Raw genomic sequence first — 14,824 nt, forward strand, 5'->3', positions numbered from 1 at the left:
GAGGGGCGTCAGACCGGGGGCGGAACGGCCGCGGAGGCATTCGACCTTCGTCGCGGGTCCGCCGTCGTCCGCGCCGGGTACGGCCCGCTCACTCGTAGACGCGGACCCAGTCGACCTCGAAGACGGCCGGGCGCAGGCCGCCGGCGCCCGTGAAGTTGTCGAGCTGGATGGTGAGATGGCCGGAGGGCATCGCCTGGATGTCCCCGCGCTCGTCGTCCGCCCCGCCGGAGTAGCGGAACCACTCCACCCCGTCGACGTACCCCACGAGTCCCCGAGCGGTCCACTCGAAGGCGAAGGTGTGCCACCGCGTCATGTCCACGGGGCACAGGTCGCTGCGCTCGCGCTCGTCCGTGGGGCTGCGGGGGTAGTGCAGGAAGGCCGTGAGGCACTGCGCGTCGGGGTCCGCGTACTCGACCCAGTCGTACTCGCCGTTCTCCAGCCGGTTGCCCTCGGTGGGCCAGATCAGGTGCAGCGGGTGGTAGAGGCCGCCCTCCGCACCGGTGTTGCGCGAGCGGGAGCGGACCTCCCACCGGCCGTACCGGGTCTCGTGCCGCTGCCGCAGCCACCCGGTGTCCCCGTCCTCCTCGCCGGTGAGCGTGAGGATGCCGTCCGCCACGGCGCTGTTCGCGGCGCACCGCCGGCCGTTCCCCGCGTGCCCCTCCCAGCAGCCCTCCTCGCCCCTCGGCAACGCCCACCGCGCGGGATCGGGCACCCCCGCGTACCCGAACTCGTCGGACACCGGCAGCGGCTCCCCCCACCCGTACCGCACGGCCGCCTCCGCCGGCCCGGCCGCCCCCGCATCCGCCGGCGCCAGCAGGGCCATCACCCCCGCAGACACCCCGGCGACCGCCCCCCGCACCCGCCTCCCCGCACGCCCTGTCCGGCCGACCCTCACGACGCCCTCCTCCTCCGAAGGCCCCCGTCATACCGGCCCCCGCCCGGGAGGGGTCCCGAACGCCGCTCACGGCGGCCCCGCGTGACCCGGCGGCCTCCGCACGGCCGCCGTCGCGCCCGGTGTGGACTGTGCCGCGCGGCGGGAGGAGGCTGGGGTGATGGCGTACCAGGAGCAGCCCGACGGCGGGGACGCCGCCGACCGCGAGGCGCAGACCGACATCTACCTCCGGGCGCTGCGCTCGCGGCTCGGACCAAAGGCGTTCGAGGCGGTCGTGCGCGCGGCCCTGGAGATCCTGGCCGCGGCGAGCCGCGAGCAGGAGCGGGTGGACATCGACCTGCCGGACGACCTGCGGGACGAGTGGCTGATGCTGATGGCCGTGCTCGGCTCGGGCCGCATGGACATGCGCCGGCTGGAGATCCCAGGCGAGGAGGGAGGCGGCTGGGCGATGGTGACCGCCGAGGCCGCCGAGGACCCGGCCGTCCGCGCGCGGCTGCGGGACTTCTTCGCGGAACGGCACCGGCAGCGGGCCGCCGAGCGGGAGACGCTGGAGGGGATCGCCCGCGCCAGCGGGATGATGCCCGACTGACCGGCGACCGATGAGTTCGCGGCCGGGCGCCGGTCTCACCTCCTGACGGCACACGGGCCGGGACGCACGGAGGAGCACCATGGGACTGATCCACATCGACCTGTTCACGACGCTCGACCTGGTCGGCCAGGCGCCGGGGGGCCCGGAGGAGGACCCGGAGGGCTTTCCGTTCGGGGGCTGGCAGGCGCCGCTGTTCGACGAGGCGGTCGGCCGGCAGGTCGACGCCGGGATGGAGGGCATGGACGCGCTGCTGCTGGGCCGCAGGACCTACGACATCTTCGCCGCGTACTGGCCCGGCCAGACCGAGGGCGTCGACGGCGGGATCGCCACCCTGTTCAACAGCCTCCCCAAGTACGTCGCCTCCCGCGGCACTCCGGACCTCGGCTGGGCGGGCTCGGAGCTGCTGGGCCCCGACCTCGCGAGCGCCGTGCGGGACCTGCGCGAGAGCCATCAGCACGTCCACGTGATCGGCAGCCTCGACCTGGTCCAGACCCTCCTGCGCGAGCGCCTGTTCGACCGCCTGCACCTGTGGGTCTACCCCCTGGTGCTCGGCGTCGGCAAAAAGGTCTTCGAAGACGGCACCGTCCCCGCCAACCTCACCCTCCTCGAACCCCCCACCGCCTCCCCCAAGGGCGCCGTCCTCCTCCACTACGCCCTCGCCCCGGGCACCCCGGCGACGGGCGACATGAGCAGGGACGAGCGCGCCTGAGCCGCCGCCCGTCCGCGGCCCCCGGATCGGCCCGGGTCCCCACCCTGTTGCCGAGGGCCAAGTCGGCGGTTCAATCAAGGTGTTGGGCGGGGTGAGCGGCAGTTGGCCGGGGGAGGGCGGTTGGTCGTGGGGGGAAAGCACGGGAGACCCGCGCCGAGGGCCGGGGTGCGGGCGTTACGGGTGTGGCGGGGGCGGGAGAGCGACACGCGTGAGGTGGCCGACCGGCTCGCGGCCGAGGTCCTGGCGGCGGAGACCGCCGCGTGGCGGGTGGTGGCCGGGCGGCCGGAGCGCGTGATGGACGTCCCGTGGGCGTCCGGCGCCGCCGTTGCCGCGACGCCGCGGGACCTCGCCGCCCACTGGCGCGGACTGCGCCCCGGGCAGCTGGTGGTGACCGGAGCCCCGGGAGCGGGGAAGAGCGTGCTGGCCCTGCGCCTGGCGTTGCTGCTCCTCCAAGACCGCGCGGACGGCGACCCGGTGCCCGTGCGGCTGGACCTGACCGGCTTCGAGCCCGGCCGCTGTCAGTTCCAGGCGTGGCTGGCCGGCCGTCTCGTCAGGGCGTACCGGCTGCGCCGCGCCGAGGCCGAGGCGCTGGTGGCCGCCCGCAGGATTCTCCCCGTGCTGGACGGCCTGGACGAGATGGACGCGGACCCCGAGCCCGGGCCGGAGTCCCGCGCCGTCGCCGCGCTGGCGGCCATGGACGCCTACCGGGCGGACCCGCGCGGCGACCGGCTGGTGCTGACCTGCCGCACCGCGGCGTTCACGCACCTGGAGACCCGGGGCGCCTGGGCCGAGGACACCGCCCGCATCGAGCTGCGGACCCCGGACGCACCTGCCGTGCGCGCCTTCCTCGCCGGCCCGCCCGGTGCGTACGCCCGGTGGAGCCGCGTCCTGGACCACCTGGCCGCCGCCCCCGCCGGGCCCCTGGCCCAGGCGCTCTCAACGCCCTGGCTGCTGGCCCCCGCCGCCACCGCCTACGAGCACCTGGATCCCGACGGCCTGCTCGACCCCGCCCTCAACACCCCGGAAGCGCTCCGCGAGCACCTGCTGAGCCTGCTGATCCCCGCGACGGGCCGCCGGGTCCACAGGCCGGCCCGCGTCCGGTCGTGGCTGACGACCCTGGCCCGCTACCTGGAGGACAACACCGCCACGGCCCGCACCGTGGACCGCCGGAGACTCCCGGCCACCGACCTCGTCCCGCACGAGCTGTGGCCCCTGGCGGGGGACCGCCGCGCCCGCCGCACCTCGACCTCGCTGGCGCTGGCCGCGACGCTGTTCGTCGCGGTCGTCGCGGGGGCGGCCTCGGGGTATCCCGAAGTGACGCTGGCGGTCGCCGTCGTAGGGAGGGCGCCTTCGGAGCCCTGGTCGCGCATGTGGCCTCCGCCGATGCGGCTCGACCCGCGGCACCTGGGAACGCCGCCGGAACGGCGCTCCCTGCGGGCAGCGCTCCTGGCGGGCGTCATCGGTGGTCTCGTGACCGGCTCCGCCGCCTGGGTCGAGCACGGGCTTCCCGTCGCTCCCCTCGGCTTCGTGGCCGGGGCGCTGCTCGGCCTCGCGGGCGGGCTCGTGCTGCTTCTCCTGGGGCCCGGCGACGCGGGAACGGCGAGAAGGGGCGCATTCTTCCGCCAGGAACGCACGGTCGCGCTCGCGTTCGGCTCCGTGTTCGGAGCCGCCGCGGGCCTCCTGCCCGGCTTGTCCTTCGGCGCCGCCACCGGCCTGGCGGTCGGTCTCGGAATCGCGCTCGTCTCCGCCCTCTGGACCTGCCCCCTCAACGCCCGTTACCTCGGCCTGCTGATACGGACGCGGCGGCGTTCGGGCCGCTGGCTGCCGTGGCGGCTGGGACGCTTCCTGGACCGGTGCGTCGACGCCGGCCTGATGCGACGGGCGGGAACGGCCTACCGGTTCCGCCACCGCGAATTCCAGGACTACCTCGGCCGCGCGGCAGCGGCGCCGCGACCGCTCTCGCCGGATCCGACGGCACGTCACCCTCGGTGAGCTTTTGGCAACACCCCTTTATTCCGGATGACTTCGACCGGTAATCGCCGGCGGCTGAAGTAGTCCCCACGAGCAGCACCGGAACCGCTCTCCCCGCGGCGGCCGGTGCTCCGGCTGGAGGACACTCATGCCCGAGATGTATGTCCGCGTGCGCTGGCCGGACGGCACGGTCCAGCGCTGCTACTCCCCTTCCACCGTAGTCCGCGACTTCTTCGAGCCCGGCGCCGGGTATCCCCTCGACGACTTCGTCGAGCGCAGCCGGCAGGCGCTGGGCATCGCGAGCGACCGGGTCCGCGCGCGGTTCGGCTACGCCTGCACCGCGACCGCCGCGCAGCTCGCCGAGATCGAGGCGACCGCCGCCGCCCACGCCGCCTCGCCCGGGGCCGAGGTCGTGGTCGAGGCGCTGACCGGCGCGGACGGGAGCCAGCGGTGACCGCGCCCGGGCCGGGCACCGGCGGCGCCCACTACGAGGTTGCCGTCGTCGGCGGCGGGCAGGCCGGGCTGTCGATGAGCCACCGGCTCGCCGAACGCGGCGTCCGCCACCTCGTGATCGAGGCGGAGCGGGTGGGCCACGAGTGGCGCGAGCGGCGCTGGGACTCGTTCTGCCTGGTCACGCCCAACTGGCAGTGCCGGCTACCGGGTTTCCCCTACCGGGGCCCCGACCCGGACGGGTTCATGGTCCGCGACGACATCGTCCGCTACCTGGAGGACTACGCCGCCGCCACCGCGCCGCCGCTGCTCGAGGGCGTGCGGGTCACCCGGCTGCGGCGCACGGGGAGCGGCACCTTCCGGCTCACCACGACGGCCGGGGAGATGACGGCCGATCAGGTCGTCGTCGCCACCGGCCCCTACCACGCGCCGAACGTCCCGCGCCTGGCCGAGCGGCTGCCGTCCCGGGTCCTCCAGCTCCACTCATCCCGGTACCGCAACCCGGGCCAACTCCCCGACGGGGACGTGCTGGTGGTCGGCACCGGGCAGTCCGGCTGCCAGATAGCCGAGGATCTCCACCTGGCCGGCCGCCGGGTGCACCTGGCCGTGGGCAGCGCTCCGCGCGTGGCCCGCTTCTACCGGGGCCGTGACTGCGTGGCCTGGCTGAACGAGATGGGCCACTACGCCAAGGGCATCGACGAGTTCGCCGGGGCGGAGGCGGTGCGGCTGCGCGTCAACCACTACGTGACGGGCCGCGACGGCGGCCGGGACATCGACCTGCGGGCCTTCGCCCGCCAGGGCATGCGCCTGTACGGGCGGCTCGCAGGCGCCGTCGGCGCCTCCCTGACCTTCGCCGGCGACCTGGCGGCCAACCTCGACCACGCCGACGCGGTGGCCGAGTCCATCAAGGACGCCATCGACGCGCACATCGAGGCCCACGGCATCACGGCCCCGGACGAGGCCCGCTACGTCCCCGTCTGGCGGCCCGGTCCCGGAACGGCCTCGCGCGCCCTCGACCTCGACGCCGCCGGCGTCACCTCGGTGATCTGGTGCACCGGGTTCACCCGCGATCACCGCTGGATCGAGATACCCGTCTTCGACGGACGCGGCTACCCGATGCACCGGCGCGGCGCCACGAGCTGCCCGGGGCTGTACTTCCTGGGCCTGCCCTGGCAGCACTCCTGGGGCTCGGGCCGCTTCGAAGCGGTCGGCAGGGACGCGGAGTTCCTCGCCGCGCACATCGACGCCTCCCGCCGGCTCGCCGACGTCTGCGGCGCGCTGACCGGCGCCCCCACCGCCGTCGCCCCGGCCCTCCCCGTCGGCTGAAGGAGCGGACGCCCCATGACCTCCGGCCACGCCGACGCCCACCGGCACATCGGCGTTCTGCCCGCCCACCCGTTCTACGGCGGCCCGCCCGTCAGCCCCGACGTCACAGCCCGCGCCACGGTCAGGCAGTTCCTCGCCGACCTCGACGACGAGGGCACCGCCCGCGCCCTGGTCATCCCCAACTACGGCGTCCCCGACCCGGACATCGCCTTCTCCCTCAACGAGCTGGCCGTCGAGGCCGCACAGGCCGACGACCGGGTCCGGGCGGGACTGTGGGTCTCCCCCCGCCCCGAGGACGCCGAACGCACCGACAACGCCCTGGCGTTGGCGGGCGAGGCCGGGGTGCGGGCGCTCAAGCTCAGCTTCCTCCTCGGAGGCCGCCCCACCGACCCCGCCTGCCGCCCGCCGCTGGACCGGATCTTCCGGGCCGCGGAACGCCACCGGCTGGTCGTCCACGTCCACACCTCGCCGGGCGCCGCCTCCGACATCGACGAGGTCGGCCGCCTCGTCGAGTGGTACGCCGACCGAGTGCCCCTGCATCTCGTGCACTTCGGCGGCGGCATGAGCGGCCACATCAAGCTCGCCGGCTCCCGCTTCTTCGACTGGATCGAGGCCGGCAAGCGCGTCTACACCGACCTCTCCTGGGCCATCGGCTTCACCCCGCACTGGCTGGCCCGGGAGATCGAGCGCCGCGGCATCGGCCACGACCGGGTGCTCTTCGCCAGCGACCAGCCGTGGGGCGACTTCGCGGGCGAGTACGCCCGGATGCGCGCCGCGACCGGCGACGGCGAGCTCGGCCGTCTCGTCTTCCGGGACACCTTCGCCACGCTCTACGACTGACCGCCCGCCCCCCAACGCCCCACGACCGCACGCCCGTTACCGGCACCGACGCAAGGAGATCAGCCATGTCCGAGACCGCCGAACTCAGCGACGTCGAGAAGACGTCCCTCAACGAGATCCCCCACCCCTCGCTGCCCGAGGGCTCCAGCATCTACGGCAGCACCAAGGTCTTCCCCGACTACCAGGCGGAGGACGGCGAGACGTACTTCACCCTCGTGCACGGCATCGCCCACGAGTCGTCCGTCAGCTTCGTCGCCGTCCTCCAGGCGACCCGCGCCCTGCGCAAGGGCTTCGAGACCGCCATCTACTTCTACGGCCCCGGCTCCCTCAACTGCCTTGCCACGCGCGGCTTCCCGACCACCGGCAACTCGGCGTTCCCCGGCGAGCACAACATCAACAACCAGCTCAAGACCTTCATCGCCGAGGGCGGCAAGGTCTACTGCTGCCGCTTCGGCCTCTCCCTGCACGGCGCCCGCGAGGAGGACCTGATCGAGGGAGTGATCCCCACTCACCCGCTGGACGTCCAGGACGCGCTGATCCACTACGCGCGCAAGGGCGCCATCATCAACTCCACCTACCAGCTCTGAGGAAGGCGCCCGATGAGCGTTGGCACCGGCACGCCGGTGGATGTGCGGATCATGACCCGCGCCGAACTCGCCCTGCACGGCGTCCGGATGGACGACGCGCAGGTGAGGCGGCCCGAGGGCGCGGGGCCCAGCGACGACGGCCACGTCCTCGTCGACGGTGCCAACGCCGCGCTCCCCACCAACCCCCACAGCCCCTACACCGTGCGCGACGGCCGCGTCTGGCTCGGCGACGGCACCGAGTCGCCCACCGACACCGGCCTGACCCTCACCCCCGTGCGGCGGCCGGAGTTCTACGACCTGACCACCGCCGACGGCGTCCCCTACGAGCACATCGCCCGCCTGCACGGCGCCGACGTGCTGGCCACCACCGTCGTTCAGACCTGCGTCCGCTACGCCGAGTCCGACCGCTGCCGCTTCTGCACCATCGAGGAGTCCCTGCGCGCCGGCGCGACCGTCGCAGCCAAGACCCCGGCGCAGCTCGCCGAGGTGGCCGAGGCCGCCGTACGGCTGGACGGCGTGCGGCAGATGGTGATGACCACCGGCACCACCGCGGGCCCCGACCGGGGCGCCCGCGCCCTCGCCCGCTCGGTACGCGCCGTGCTGGCCGCCGTGCCGGGGCTGCCGATCCAGGTCCAGTGCGAGCCACCGGGCGACCTGGCCTGGATCGGCGCCCTGCGCGAGGCCGGGGCGAGTGCCATCGGCATCCACGCCGAGTCGCTGGACGAGGACGTCCGCCGCCGCTGGATGCCCGGCAAGTCCACGGTGCCGCTGGCCGATTACGAGGCCGCGTGGGACGAGGCCGTCCGCGTCTTCGGCCACAACCGGGTCTCCACCTACCTGTTGGTCGGCCTCGGCGAGGACCCGGACGAACTGATCACGGGCGCCGCCCGGTTGATCGAACGCGGCGTCTACCCGTTCGTCGTCCCGTTCCGCCCGATGCGCGGCACGCTCGCCGCCCGCGACGGCGCCAAGGCCCCGGACCCCCGGACTCTGCACCGCGTCACCGTCGCCGTGGCCGCCCGGCTCCGCGCGGCGGGGATGACCGGCGCGGACCAGAAGGCCGGCTGCGCGGCCTGCGGGGCCTGCGGCGTCCTGGCGACGGCCGGCGGGTGAGCGGCGTGCGGACCTGGCACCCGGCCGGCGGGCCCCCGCCCGCGTGGCCCGACGGGCCCGAGGACGTCCTGGCGTTGCTCGGCGACCGCAACACCCTCGACCGGCAGCCCCCGTACCGCGTCGAACAGGCCGACGGCGGCCCGGTCCTGGCCGCCTACCGGCGGCTGCGCCGCGACGCCTTCGTGCACGAGCAGGGACTCTTCGAGGGCCACGACGCCGACGACCGGGACGAGGACCCGCGCACCGTCGTGCTCGTCGCCCGGGACCGGGAGGGCGCCGTGCTCGGCGGCGTCCGGCTGGGCCCGGCGCACGACGGCCCCGACATCGGCTGGTGGGCCGGCGGGCGGCTGGTCGTCGCACCCGCCGCCCGGCGCGCGGGCCGGATCGGCGCGGCACTCGTCCGGGCGGCCTGCGCCCGCGCGGAGGCGGAGGGCGCGCTGCGCTTCGACGCCACCGTCCAGCGGCGCAACGAGGTGTTCTTCACCCGGCTCGGCTGGAGGCCGGTCCGGCCGGTCACCGTCGCGGGCGCCCCGCACACGCTGATGCGCCGGCCCATCGGGCGGATCGCCGCCCAGGCCGCCGCCAAGAGCGCCCTGGGGCCGCTGCTGGCCGGACTGGCGCCGGGCGGCGCCGGCTTTGTCGGCGACGACGGCGCCCCCGTGCCGGGCGGCGACCTCATCGCCGCCTGCGACGCCATCGTGCCCTCGATGGTCGAACGGGACCCGCAGTGGGCCGGCTGGTGTGCGGTCCTGGTCAACGTCAACGACCTGGCCGCCATGGGCGCCACCCCGGTCGGGCTGCTCGACGCGCTCGGTGCCCGCAACGCCTCCCACGCCGCCCGGGTGCTCGCCGGCCTCACCCGGGCCGCCACCGCGTACGGCGTGCCCGTGCTGGGCGGGCACACCCAACTAGGCGTCCCCGCCGCCCTGTCGGTCACCGCGCTCGGCCGCGCCGCGCGTCCCGTGCCCGGCGGCGGCGGCCGGCCCGGGCACGCCGTCCGGCTGACCGCCGACGTGGGCGGCGGCTGGCGCCCGGGCTACCGGGGCCGCCAGTGGGACTCCACCAGCCACCGGTCCGCCGCCGAACTACGCGCCCTCGTCAGCACGTTGGCGGACACGCGGCCCGGCGCGCGGCCCGCCGCCGCCAAGGACGTGTCGATGGCGGGCATCGCCGGCACCCTCGGCATGCTGGCCGAGGCCAGCGGCTGCGCGGCCGTGCTGGACGTGGCGGCCGTGCCGCGCCCGGCCAGCGCGACGGCGGGGGACTGGCTGACGTGCTTCCCCGGCTTCGCGCTGCTCACGGCCGACAGGCCCGGCACCCCCGCCCCAGGCGCGGGGTCAGGCGGCCCGGCGGTGAGCGCCGTGTGCGGGGAGCTGACGCCGGGGCGGGGCGTCGCGCTGCGCTGGCCGGACGGAGAGATCACGGAGGCGGTCGCCGGAACGGTGACCGGAATGGGGACCGCATGAGCACCGTACGCATGGCCGCCGTCGCCGCCGGGTTCGGCCGCGACCTGGAGGAGGACTTCCGGGTCGCCGCCGGGCTGATCGAGCGGGCCCGGGCCGACGGCGTCCGGCTCCTGGCGTTGCCGGAGGCATGCCTCGGCGGCTATCTGCTGAGCCTCGAGGGCGACGCCGGCCAGGACGCGGGCCCGCCCGCGCTGGCCGCCGACGGGCCGGAGATCCGCCGGCTGGCCGCACTGGCCGGCGGGATGACCGTCGTCGCGGGCTACTGCGAGGCGGGCGCGGACGGGCGCCGCTACAACAGCGCGGTCTGCGTCAGCGGCGACGGCGTCCTGGGCAACCACCGCAAGGTGCACCAGCCGCTGAGCGAGGACGCCAGTTACGCGTCCGGCGACGGCTTCCGCGCGTTCGACACCCCGGCCGGGCGGATCGGCATGATGATCTGCTACGACAAGGCGTTCCCCGAGTCCGCCCGCGCGCTGGCCCTGGACGGCGCCGAGATCGGCGTCTGCGTGTCCGCCTGGCCCGGTGCCCGCACCCAGCCCGCCGCCGACCTGGCCGAGGACCGCTGGAAGCGGCGGTTCGACCTCTTCGACCGGGCCCGGGCACTGGAGAACCAGATGGTGTGGCTGTCGGCCAACCAGTCCGGGACGTTCGGCTCGCTGCGCTTCGTGGGCAGCGCCAAGGTGGTCGACCCCGGCGGCGAGGTCCTGGCCGCCACGGGCGTCACGGCCGGGGTGGCCACCGCCGAACTCGACGTCGCCCGCGCCCTGGAGACCGCTCGCCGCTCCATGGCCCACCTGCGCGACCGCCGCCCCGACGCCTACGCGCAGGCCCCGGCCGCGTTCCCGGCCTGAGCCCGGCATGATGACCCCGCACGGGTGCGCGTCCGCACGGCGACGTGTCCCACGGCCACCCGTCCCGCAGAAACCGGAAGGCAGACCCACGTGACCCGGATCGCCGCCGCTGCCGCCCACTTCGGCCGCGACCTGGACTTCGACCTGGCGAGGATCGCCAAGCTCATCGACGACGCCCGCAAGGAGGGCGCCGGGCTGCTCGTGCTGCCCGACGCCGCGCTCGGCGGCTATCTCGCCGACCTCCGCCACCCCGACCCCGACGCCCTGCCGCCCGCCCTCAAACCGGACGACCCGCTGATCGCCGAAGTCGGCCGCCTGGCCGCCGAGATGGTCGTCTGCGTCGGCTACTGCGAGGACGACGGCGGCGCACGGTACAACGCCGCCGTCTGCGTCAGCGGCGACGGCGTCCTCGGCCGTCACCGCAAGGTCCACCTCCCGGCCGGAGAGACCGTCGTCTACACGCCGGGCGACCGCTTCGACGCGTTCGACACCCCGGCCGGCCGCGTGGGGATGCTCATCGACTACGACAAGACGTTCCCCGAGTCGGCCCGCAGCCTCGCCCTGGACGGCGCCGAGATCCTCGCCTGCCTGTCCGCCTGGCCCACCAGCGTCACCAACCGCGCCCCGCGCATGGCGCAGGACCGGCAGGCGAAGCTGTTCGACCTCTACGACCAGGCCCGCGCCGCCGAGAACCAGGTCGTGCTGGCCTCCTCCAACCAGACCGGCGCCATGGGCGGCATGCGCTTCCTCGGCCAGGCCAAGGTGGTCGGCCCGGGCGGCGACATCCTGGCCCGCACCTGGGCCAAGGCCGGACTGGCCGTCGCCGAGGTGGACGTCGGCGCCGAGATCGAGCGGGCCCGCCGCGTCCTGCGCCACCTGGACGAGCGGCGCCCCGCCAGCTACCGGGAGGCCCGCGCGTGAGGATCGCCCTCCTCAGCTACTCGACCAAGCCGCGCGGCGGCGTCGTCCACACCCTCGCGCTGGCCGAGGCCCTCGCGGCGGCCGGACAGGACGTCACCGTCTGGACCCTGGGCCGGGGCGGCGACCAAGGGTTCTTCCGCCGCGTCGACCCGGCCGTGCGGCAGCGGGTCGTGCCCTTCCCCGACGGACCGCCGCAGGAGACGGTGGGGGAGCGGGTGCGGCGGTCGATCGCCATGCTGCGGGCCGCCTTCGACCCCGGCCCTTACGACGTCGTGCACGCTCAGGACTGCATCAGCGCCAACGCCGTGGGCCGCTGCGTGCGGACCGTCCACCACATCGACCACTTCACCACCCCGGAGCTGGCCGCCTGCCACGAGAGGGCGATCACCGAGCCGTACGCGCACATCTGCGTCTCGCGAACAGTCGCCGACGAACTCGCCGCCGGATGGGGCCTGGCGGCCGAGGTCATCCCCAACGGCGTGGACCACGAACGGTTCGCCGCCGCGGCCGGGGACGCCACCGGCCGCGCGGCGTGGGCCGGCCGCATCGGCGGGCGGTACGTGCTGACGGTCGGGGGCATCGAACCGCGCAAGGGCTCGCTCGACCTGCTGGAGGCGTACGCCCTGCTGCGCCGGCGCCGCCCGGGGGTGCGGCTGGTGATCGCCGGCGGCGAGACGCTCTTCGACTACCGCGAGTACCGGGCCCGCTGGGAGGCACGGGCGGCGGAACTGGGCGTCCGGCCGCTGATCCTCGGCACGGTCCCGGACGCCGGACTGCCCACGCTGGTCGCGGCGGCGGACGCGTTCGCGTTCCCCTCGCTCAAGGAGGGCTTCGGCATGGCCGCCATGGAGGCACTGGCCGCCGGCGTCCCCCTGATCGTCCGCGACCTGCCGGTCCTCCACGAGGTCTTCGCCGGCGCCGCCCGCTTCGCGGCGACCCCCGAGGACCTCGCCGGCGAACTGGACCAGGCCCTCACCACCCCCGACCCACCCCGCCGGGCCGCGGGCCGGACCCTGGCAGCCCGCCACACCTGGACGGAGGCGGCCCGCCACCACCTGGACTTCTACCGCTCACTGCGCCCCACGCACGCTCCCGCACAGCGGACCATCATCCGCACCCAGAGCGTTCCTGCAGGTCAGAGGCCGAAAAGGCTGGTGTCCGAGGGGGGACTTGAACCCCCACGCCCTTAAACGGGCACTAGCACCTCAAGCTAGCGCGTCTGCCATTCCGCCACCCGGACAGGGTGTGCGCCCGGGGCCGGTGGTGGCCGGGGCGACGTGGGACACCATAGCAAAGCCGAGGGTTGACGATCTCCCCGTGCGGCGGGCCAGGACGGCCTTGGGCGGTGCGGGGGTCGCGGGGGAGGATGGGGCGGATCCCCATCGCAGGAGGAGGCGACGTGAGCGAGTCGACATCGGAGCTCCGGCCGGGCGGCCCCCGTGCCGAGGATGAGGTGGTCGGCCTCTGCCGCGACCTGATCCGCATCGACACCAGCAACTACGGCGACCACTCCGGCCCCGGCGAGCGCGCCGCCGCCGAATACGTCGCGGAGCGGCTCGCCGAGGTCGGATTGGAGCCCCGGATCTTCGAGTCGCACCCCGGGCGGGCCTCCACCGTGGCGCGGATCGAGGGGGAGGACCCCTCCCGCCCGGCGCTGCTGATCCACGGGCACACCGACGTGGTGCCGGCGAACGCCGAGGACTGGACGCACCACCCCTTCTCCGGCGAGATCGCGGACGGCTGCGTCTGGGGGCGCGGCGCGGTCGACATGAAGGACATGGACGCGATGACGTTGGCCGTCGTCCGCGACCGGATGCGCACCGGCCGCAAGCCGCCGCGCGACGTCGTGCTGGCCTTCCTCGCCGACGAGGAGGCGGGCGGCCTCTACGGCGCGCGGCACCTGGTGGACCGCCACCCCGAGCTGTTCGAGGGCGTCACCGAGGCGATCAGCGAGGTGGGCGGCTTCTCCTTCACCGTCAACGAGAACCTGCGGCTCTACCTCATCGAGACTGCCCAGAAGGGCATGCACTGGATGCGCCTGACCGTGGAGGGCACCGCCGGCCACGGCTCGATGACGAACAAGGACAACGCCATCACCGAGCTGTGCGAGGCGGTCGCGCGGCTGGGGCGGCACAAGTTCCCCGTCCGGGTCACCAAGACCGTGCGGGCCTTCCTGGACGAGCTCTCCGACGCCCTGGGGATCGAGCTGGACCCCGAGGACATGGAGTCCACCCTCGCCCGGCTCGGCGGCATCGCCAAGATCATCGGGGCAACGCTCCAGAACACCGCGGCCCCCACCCAGCTCGGCGCCGGGTACAAGGTCAACGTCATCCCGGGGCAGGCGACCGCGCACGTGGACGGGCGTTTCCTGCCGGGGTTCGAGGAGGAGTTCCTCGCCGACCTGGACCGGATCCTCGGGCCCCGGGTGCGCCGCGAGGACGTGCACGCCGACAAGGCGCTGGAGACGTCGTTCGACGGGGCGCTGGTGGAGGCGATGCAGTCGGCGCTGCGGGCGGAGGACCCGGTGGCGCGGGCCGTTCCGTACATGCTCTCCGGGGGGACGGACGCGAAGTCCTTCGACGACCTGGGCATCAGGGGCTTCGGCTTCGCCCCGCTGAAGCTGCCTCCGGAGCTGGACTTCGCGGGCATGTTCCACGGGGTGGACGAGCGGGTACCGATCGAGGGGCTGACGTTCGGCGTGCGGGTGCTCGACCGTTTCCTCGACCAGTGCTGACCCCTTGAATCGCTCATTCGTGCGGAATTCCTCAGCCTGAGTGAAAGATCACGTCGGTTCGTGCCCTTGTTTCGCCCTCCTCGTTGCAGGAATTGCAGTCCCCGGCTGGGGCGGCATTGTCAACTAGGAGGAATAATGATCAAGAAGGTCGTGGCCGTCGCGGCTGCCACCAGCGGTCTGATGCTCGCCGGCGCCGGTGTGGCCACCGCCGCGGGGGACGGCGCGCAGGGTGTTGCTGCCGGTAGCCCGGGTGTGATCTCCGGCAACGTGATCCAGGTTCCGATCAAGATCCCGGTGCAGGTCTGCGGCAACACCGTGAACATCATCGCGCTGCTGAACCCCGCGTTCGGCAACACCTGCCTCAGCAAGTAACGC

General features: G+C 74.7%; 15 protein-coding genes and 1 tRNA gene. 14 read left to right on the plus strand and 2 right to left on the minus strand.

Annotated features, from left to right (window positions below; translation table 11 throughout):
- Nucleotides 1-88: 88 nt before the first annotated feature.
- Nucleotides 89-769, minus strand: coding sequence for a glycoside hydrolase family 16 protein (locus tag RM780_RS02955; RefSeq protein WP_311628834.1), 681 nt, complete (start codon nt 767-769; stop codon nt 89-91).
- A 283-nt stretch (nt 770-1,052) separates the two neighbouring features.
- On the opposite strand from RM780_RS02955, the gene RM780_RS02960 reads away from it, so the two are divergent.
- The 12 genes from RM780_RS02960 to RM780_RS03015 all read left to right on the plus strand — a co-directional run bounded on the left by RM780_RS02960 (nt 1,053) and on the right by RM780_RS03015 (nt 12,905).
- Nucleotides 1,053-1,481 (plus strand): hypothetical protein, encoded by a 429-nt coding sequence (locus tag RM780_RS02960; protein WP_311628835.1) that lies wholly within the window; start codon nt 1,053-1,055, stop codon nt 1,479-1,481.
- Nucleotides 1,482-1,560: 79 nt separating this feature from the next.
- The gene (locus RM780_RS02965) at nt 1,561-2,190 is read left to right on the plus strand and encodes a dihydrofolate reductase family protein (RefSeq protein WP_311628836.1); all 630 of its coding nucleotides are present in this window, start codon (nt 1,561-1,563) and stop codon (nt 2,188-2,190) included.
- A 213-nt stretch (nt 2,191-2,403) separates the two neighbouring features.
- Nucleotides 2,404-4,182, plus strand: coding sequence for an NACHT domain-containing protein (locus tag RM780_RS02970; protein ID WP_311628837.1), 1,779 nt, complete (start codon nt 2,404-2,406; stop codon nt 4,180-4,182).
- Between the two features lie 127 nt (nt 4,183-4,309).
- The gene (locus RM780_RS02975) at nt 4,310-4,615 is read left to right on the plus strand and encodes an MSMEG_0570 family nitrogen starvation response protein (RefSeq protein ID WP_311628838.1); all 306 of its coding nucleotides are present in this window, start codon (nt 4,310-4,312) and stop codon (nt 4,613-4,615) included.
- Entirely contained in the window at nt 4,612-5,937 is a 1,326-nt protein-coding gene (locus RM780_RS02980; protein WP_311628839.1) for an MSMEG_0569 family flavin-dependent oxidoreductase, read from the plus strand. Before RM780_RS02975 ends, RM780_RS02980 begins: the two co-directional genes overlap by 4 nt.
- 15 nt (nt 5,938-5,952) lie before the next feature.
- Complete coding sequence (locus RM780_RS02985) at nt 5,953-6,777, plus strand: amidohydrolase family protein (protein WP_311628840.1); 825 nt, start codon at nt 5,953-5,955, stop codon at nt 6,775-6,777.
- Nucleotides 6,778-6,842: 65 nt separating this feature from the next.
- Nucleotides 6,843-7,364 (plus strand): MSMEG_0572/Sll0783 family nitrogen starvation response protein, encoded by a 522-nt coding sequence (locus RM780_RS02990; protein WP_311628841.1) that lies wholly within the window; start codon nt 6,843-6,845, stop codon nt 7,362-7,364.
- A gap of 12 nt (nt 7,365-7,376) precedes the next feature.
- Nucleotides 7,377-8,477, plus strand: coding sequence for an MSMEG_0568 family radical SAM protein (locus RM780_RS02995; RefSeq protein WP_311628842.1), 1,101 nt, complete (start codon nt 7,377-7,379; stop codon nt 8,475-8,477).
- A 5-nt stretch (nt 8,478-8,482) separates the two neighbouring features.
- Nucleotides 8,483-9,943: an MSMEG_0567/sll0787 family protein gene (locus RM780_RS03000; protein ID WP_311628843.1), complete on the plus strand. Its 1,461-nt coding sequence runs from the start codon at nt 8,483-8,485 to the stop codon at nt 9,941-9,943.
- Nucleotides 9,940-10,794 carry a carbon-nitrogen hydrolase family protein gene (locus RM780_RS03005; RefSeq protein ID WP_311628844.1) on the plus strand — a complete coding sequence of 285 codons (855 nt, stop codon included), beginning with the start codon at nt 9,940-9,942 and terminating at the stop codon, nt 10,792-10,794. Before RM780_RS03000 ends, RM780_RS03005 begins: the two co-directional genes overlap by 4 nt.
- 90 nt (nt 10,795-10,884) lie before the next feature.
- Nucleotides 10,885-11,715 carry a carbon-nitrogen hydrolase family protein gene (locus RM780_RS03010; RefSeq protein ID WP_311628845.1) on the plus strand — a complete coding sequence of 277 codons (831 nt, stop codon included), beginning with the start codon at nt 10,885-10,887 and terminating at the stop codon, nt 11,713-11,715.
- The gene (locus tag RM780_RS03015; protein ID WP_311628846.1) at nt 11,712-12,905 is read left to right on the plus strand and encodes an MSMEG_0565 family glycosyltransferase; all 1,194 of its coding nucleotides are present in this window, start codon (nt 11,712-11,714) and stop codon (nt 12,903-12,905) included. Before RM780_RS03010 ends, RM780_RS03015 begins: the two co-directional genes overlap by 4 nt.
- Here the strand turns inward: RM780_RS03015 and RM780_RS03020 are convergent.
- Nucleotides 12,868-12,955 (minus strand) — tRNA-Leu (locus RM780_RS03020). The genes RM780_RS03015 and RM780_RS03020 overlap by 38 nt on opposite strands.
- Nucleotides 12,956-13,114: 159 nt before the next feature.
- Here RM780_RS03020 and RM780_RS03025 point away from each other — a divergent pair.
- Together RM780_RS03025 and RM780_RS03030 are read left to right on the plus strand one after the other, a co-directional pair.
- Nucleotides 13,115-14,449 carry a M20/M25/M40 family metallo-hydrolase gene (locus RM780_RS03025; RefSeq protein WP_311628847.1) on the plus strand — a complete coding sequence of 445 codons (1,335 nt, stop codon included), beginning with the start codon at nt 13,115-13,117 and terminating at the stop codon, nt 14,447-14,449.
- Nucleotides 14,450-14,584: 135 nt separating this feature from the next.
- Nucleotides 14,585-14,821, plus strand: a complete 237-nt coding sequence (locus RM780_RS03030) for a chaplin (protein ID WP_311628848.1) — start codon at nt 14,585-14,587, stop codon at nt 14,819-14,821.
- The last annotated feature ends 3 nt before the right edge of the window (nt 14,822-14,824 follow it).

It is taken from the genome of Streptomyces boetiae (genome assembly GCF_031845405.1).
Classification (GTDB): Bacteria; Actinomycetota; Actinomycetes; order Streptomycetales; family Streptomycetaceae; genus Streptomyces; species Streptomyces boetiae.

Bases quoted from the DNA above. Each gene is read 5' to 3' on its own strand.
- RM780_RS02965 (WP_311628836.1), top strand. From the start codon at position 1,561: ATGGGACTGATCCACATCGACCTGTTCACGACGCTCGACCTGGTCGGC.
- RM780_RS02995 (WP_311628842.1), top strand. From the start codon at position 7,377: ATGAGCGTTGGCACCGGCACGCCGGTGGATGTGCGGATCATGACCCGC.
- RM780_RS02990 (WP_311628841.1), top strand. From the start codon at position 6,843: ATGTCCGAGACCGCCGAACTCAGCGACGTCGAGAAGACGTCCCTCAAC.
- RM780_RS02975 (WP_311628838.1), top strand. From the start codon at position 4,310: ATGCCCGAGATGTATGTCCGCGTGCGCTGGCCGGACGGCACGGTCCAG.
- RM780_RS02960 (WP_311628835.1), top strand. From the start codon at position 1,053: ATGGCGTACCAGGAGCAGCCCGACGGCGGGGACGCCGCCGACCGCGAG.
- RM780_RS03030 (WP_311628848.1), top strand. From the start codon at position 14,585: ATGATCAAGAAGGTCGTGGCCGTCGCGGCTGCCACCAGCGGTCTGATG.
- RM780_RS02985 (WP_311628840.1), top strand. From the start codon at position 5,953: ATGACCTCCGGCCACGCCGACGCCCACCGGCACATCGGCGTTCTGCCC.
- RM780_RS03005 (WP_311628844.1), top strand. From the start codon at position 9,940: ATGAGCACCGTACGCATGGCCGCCGTCGCCGCCGGGTTCGGCCGCGAC.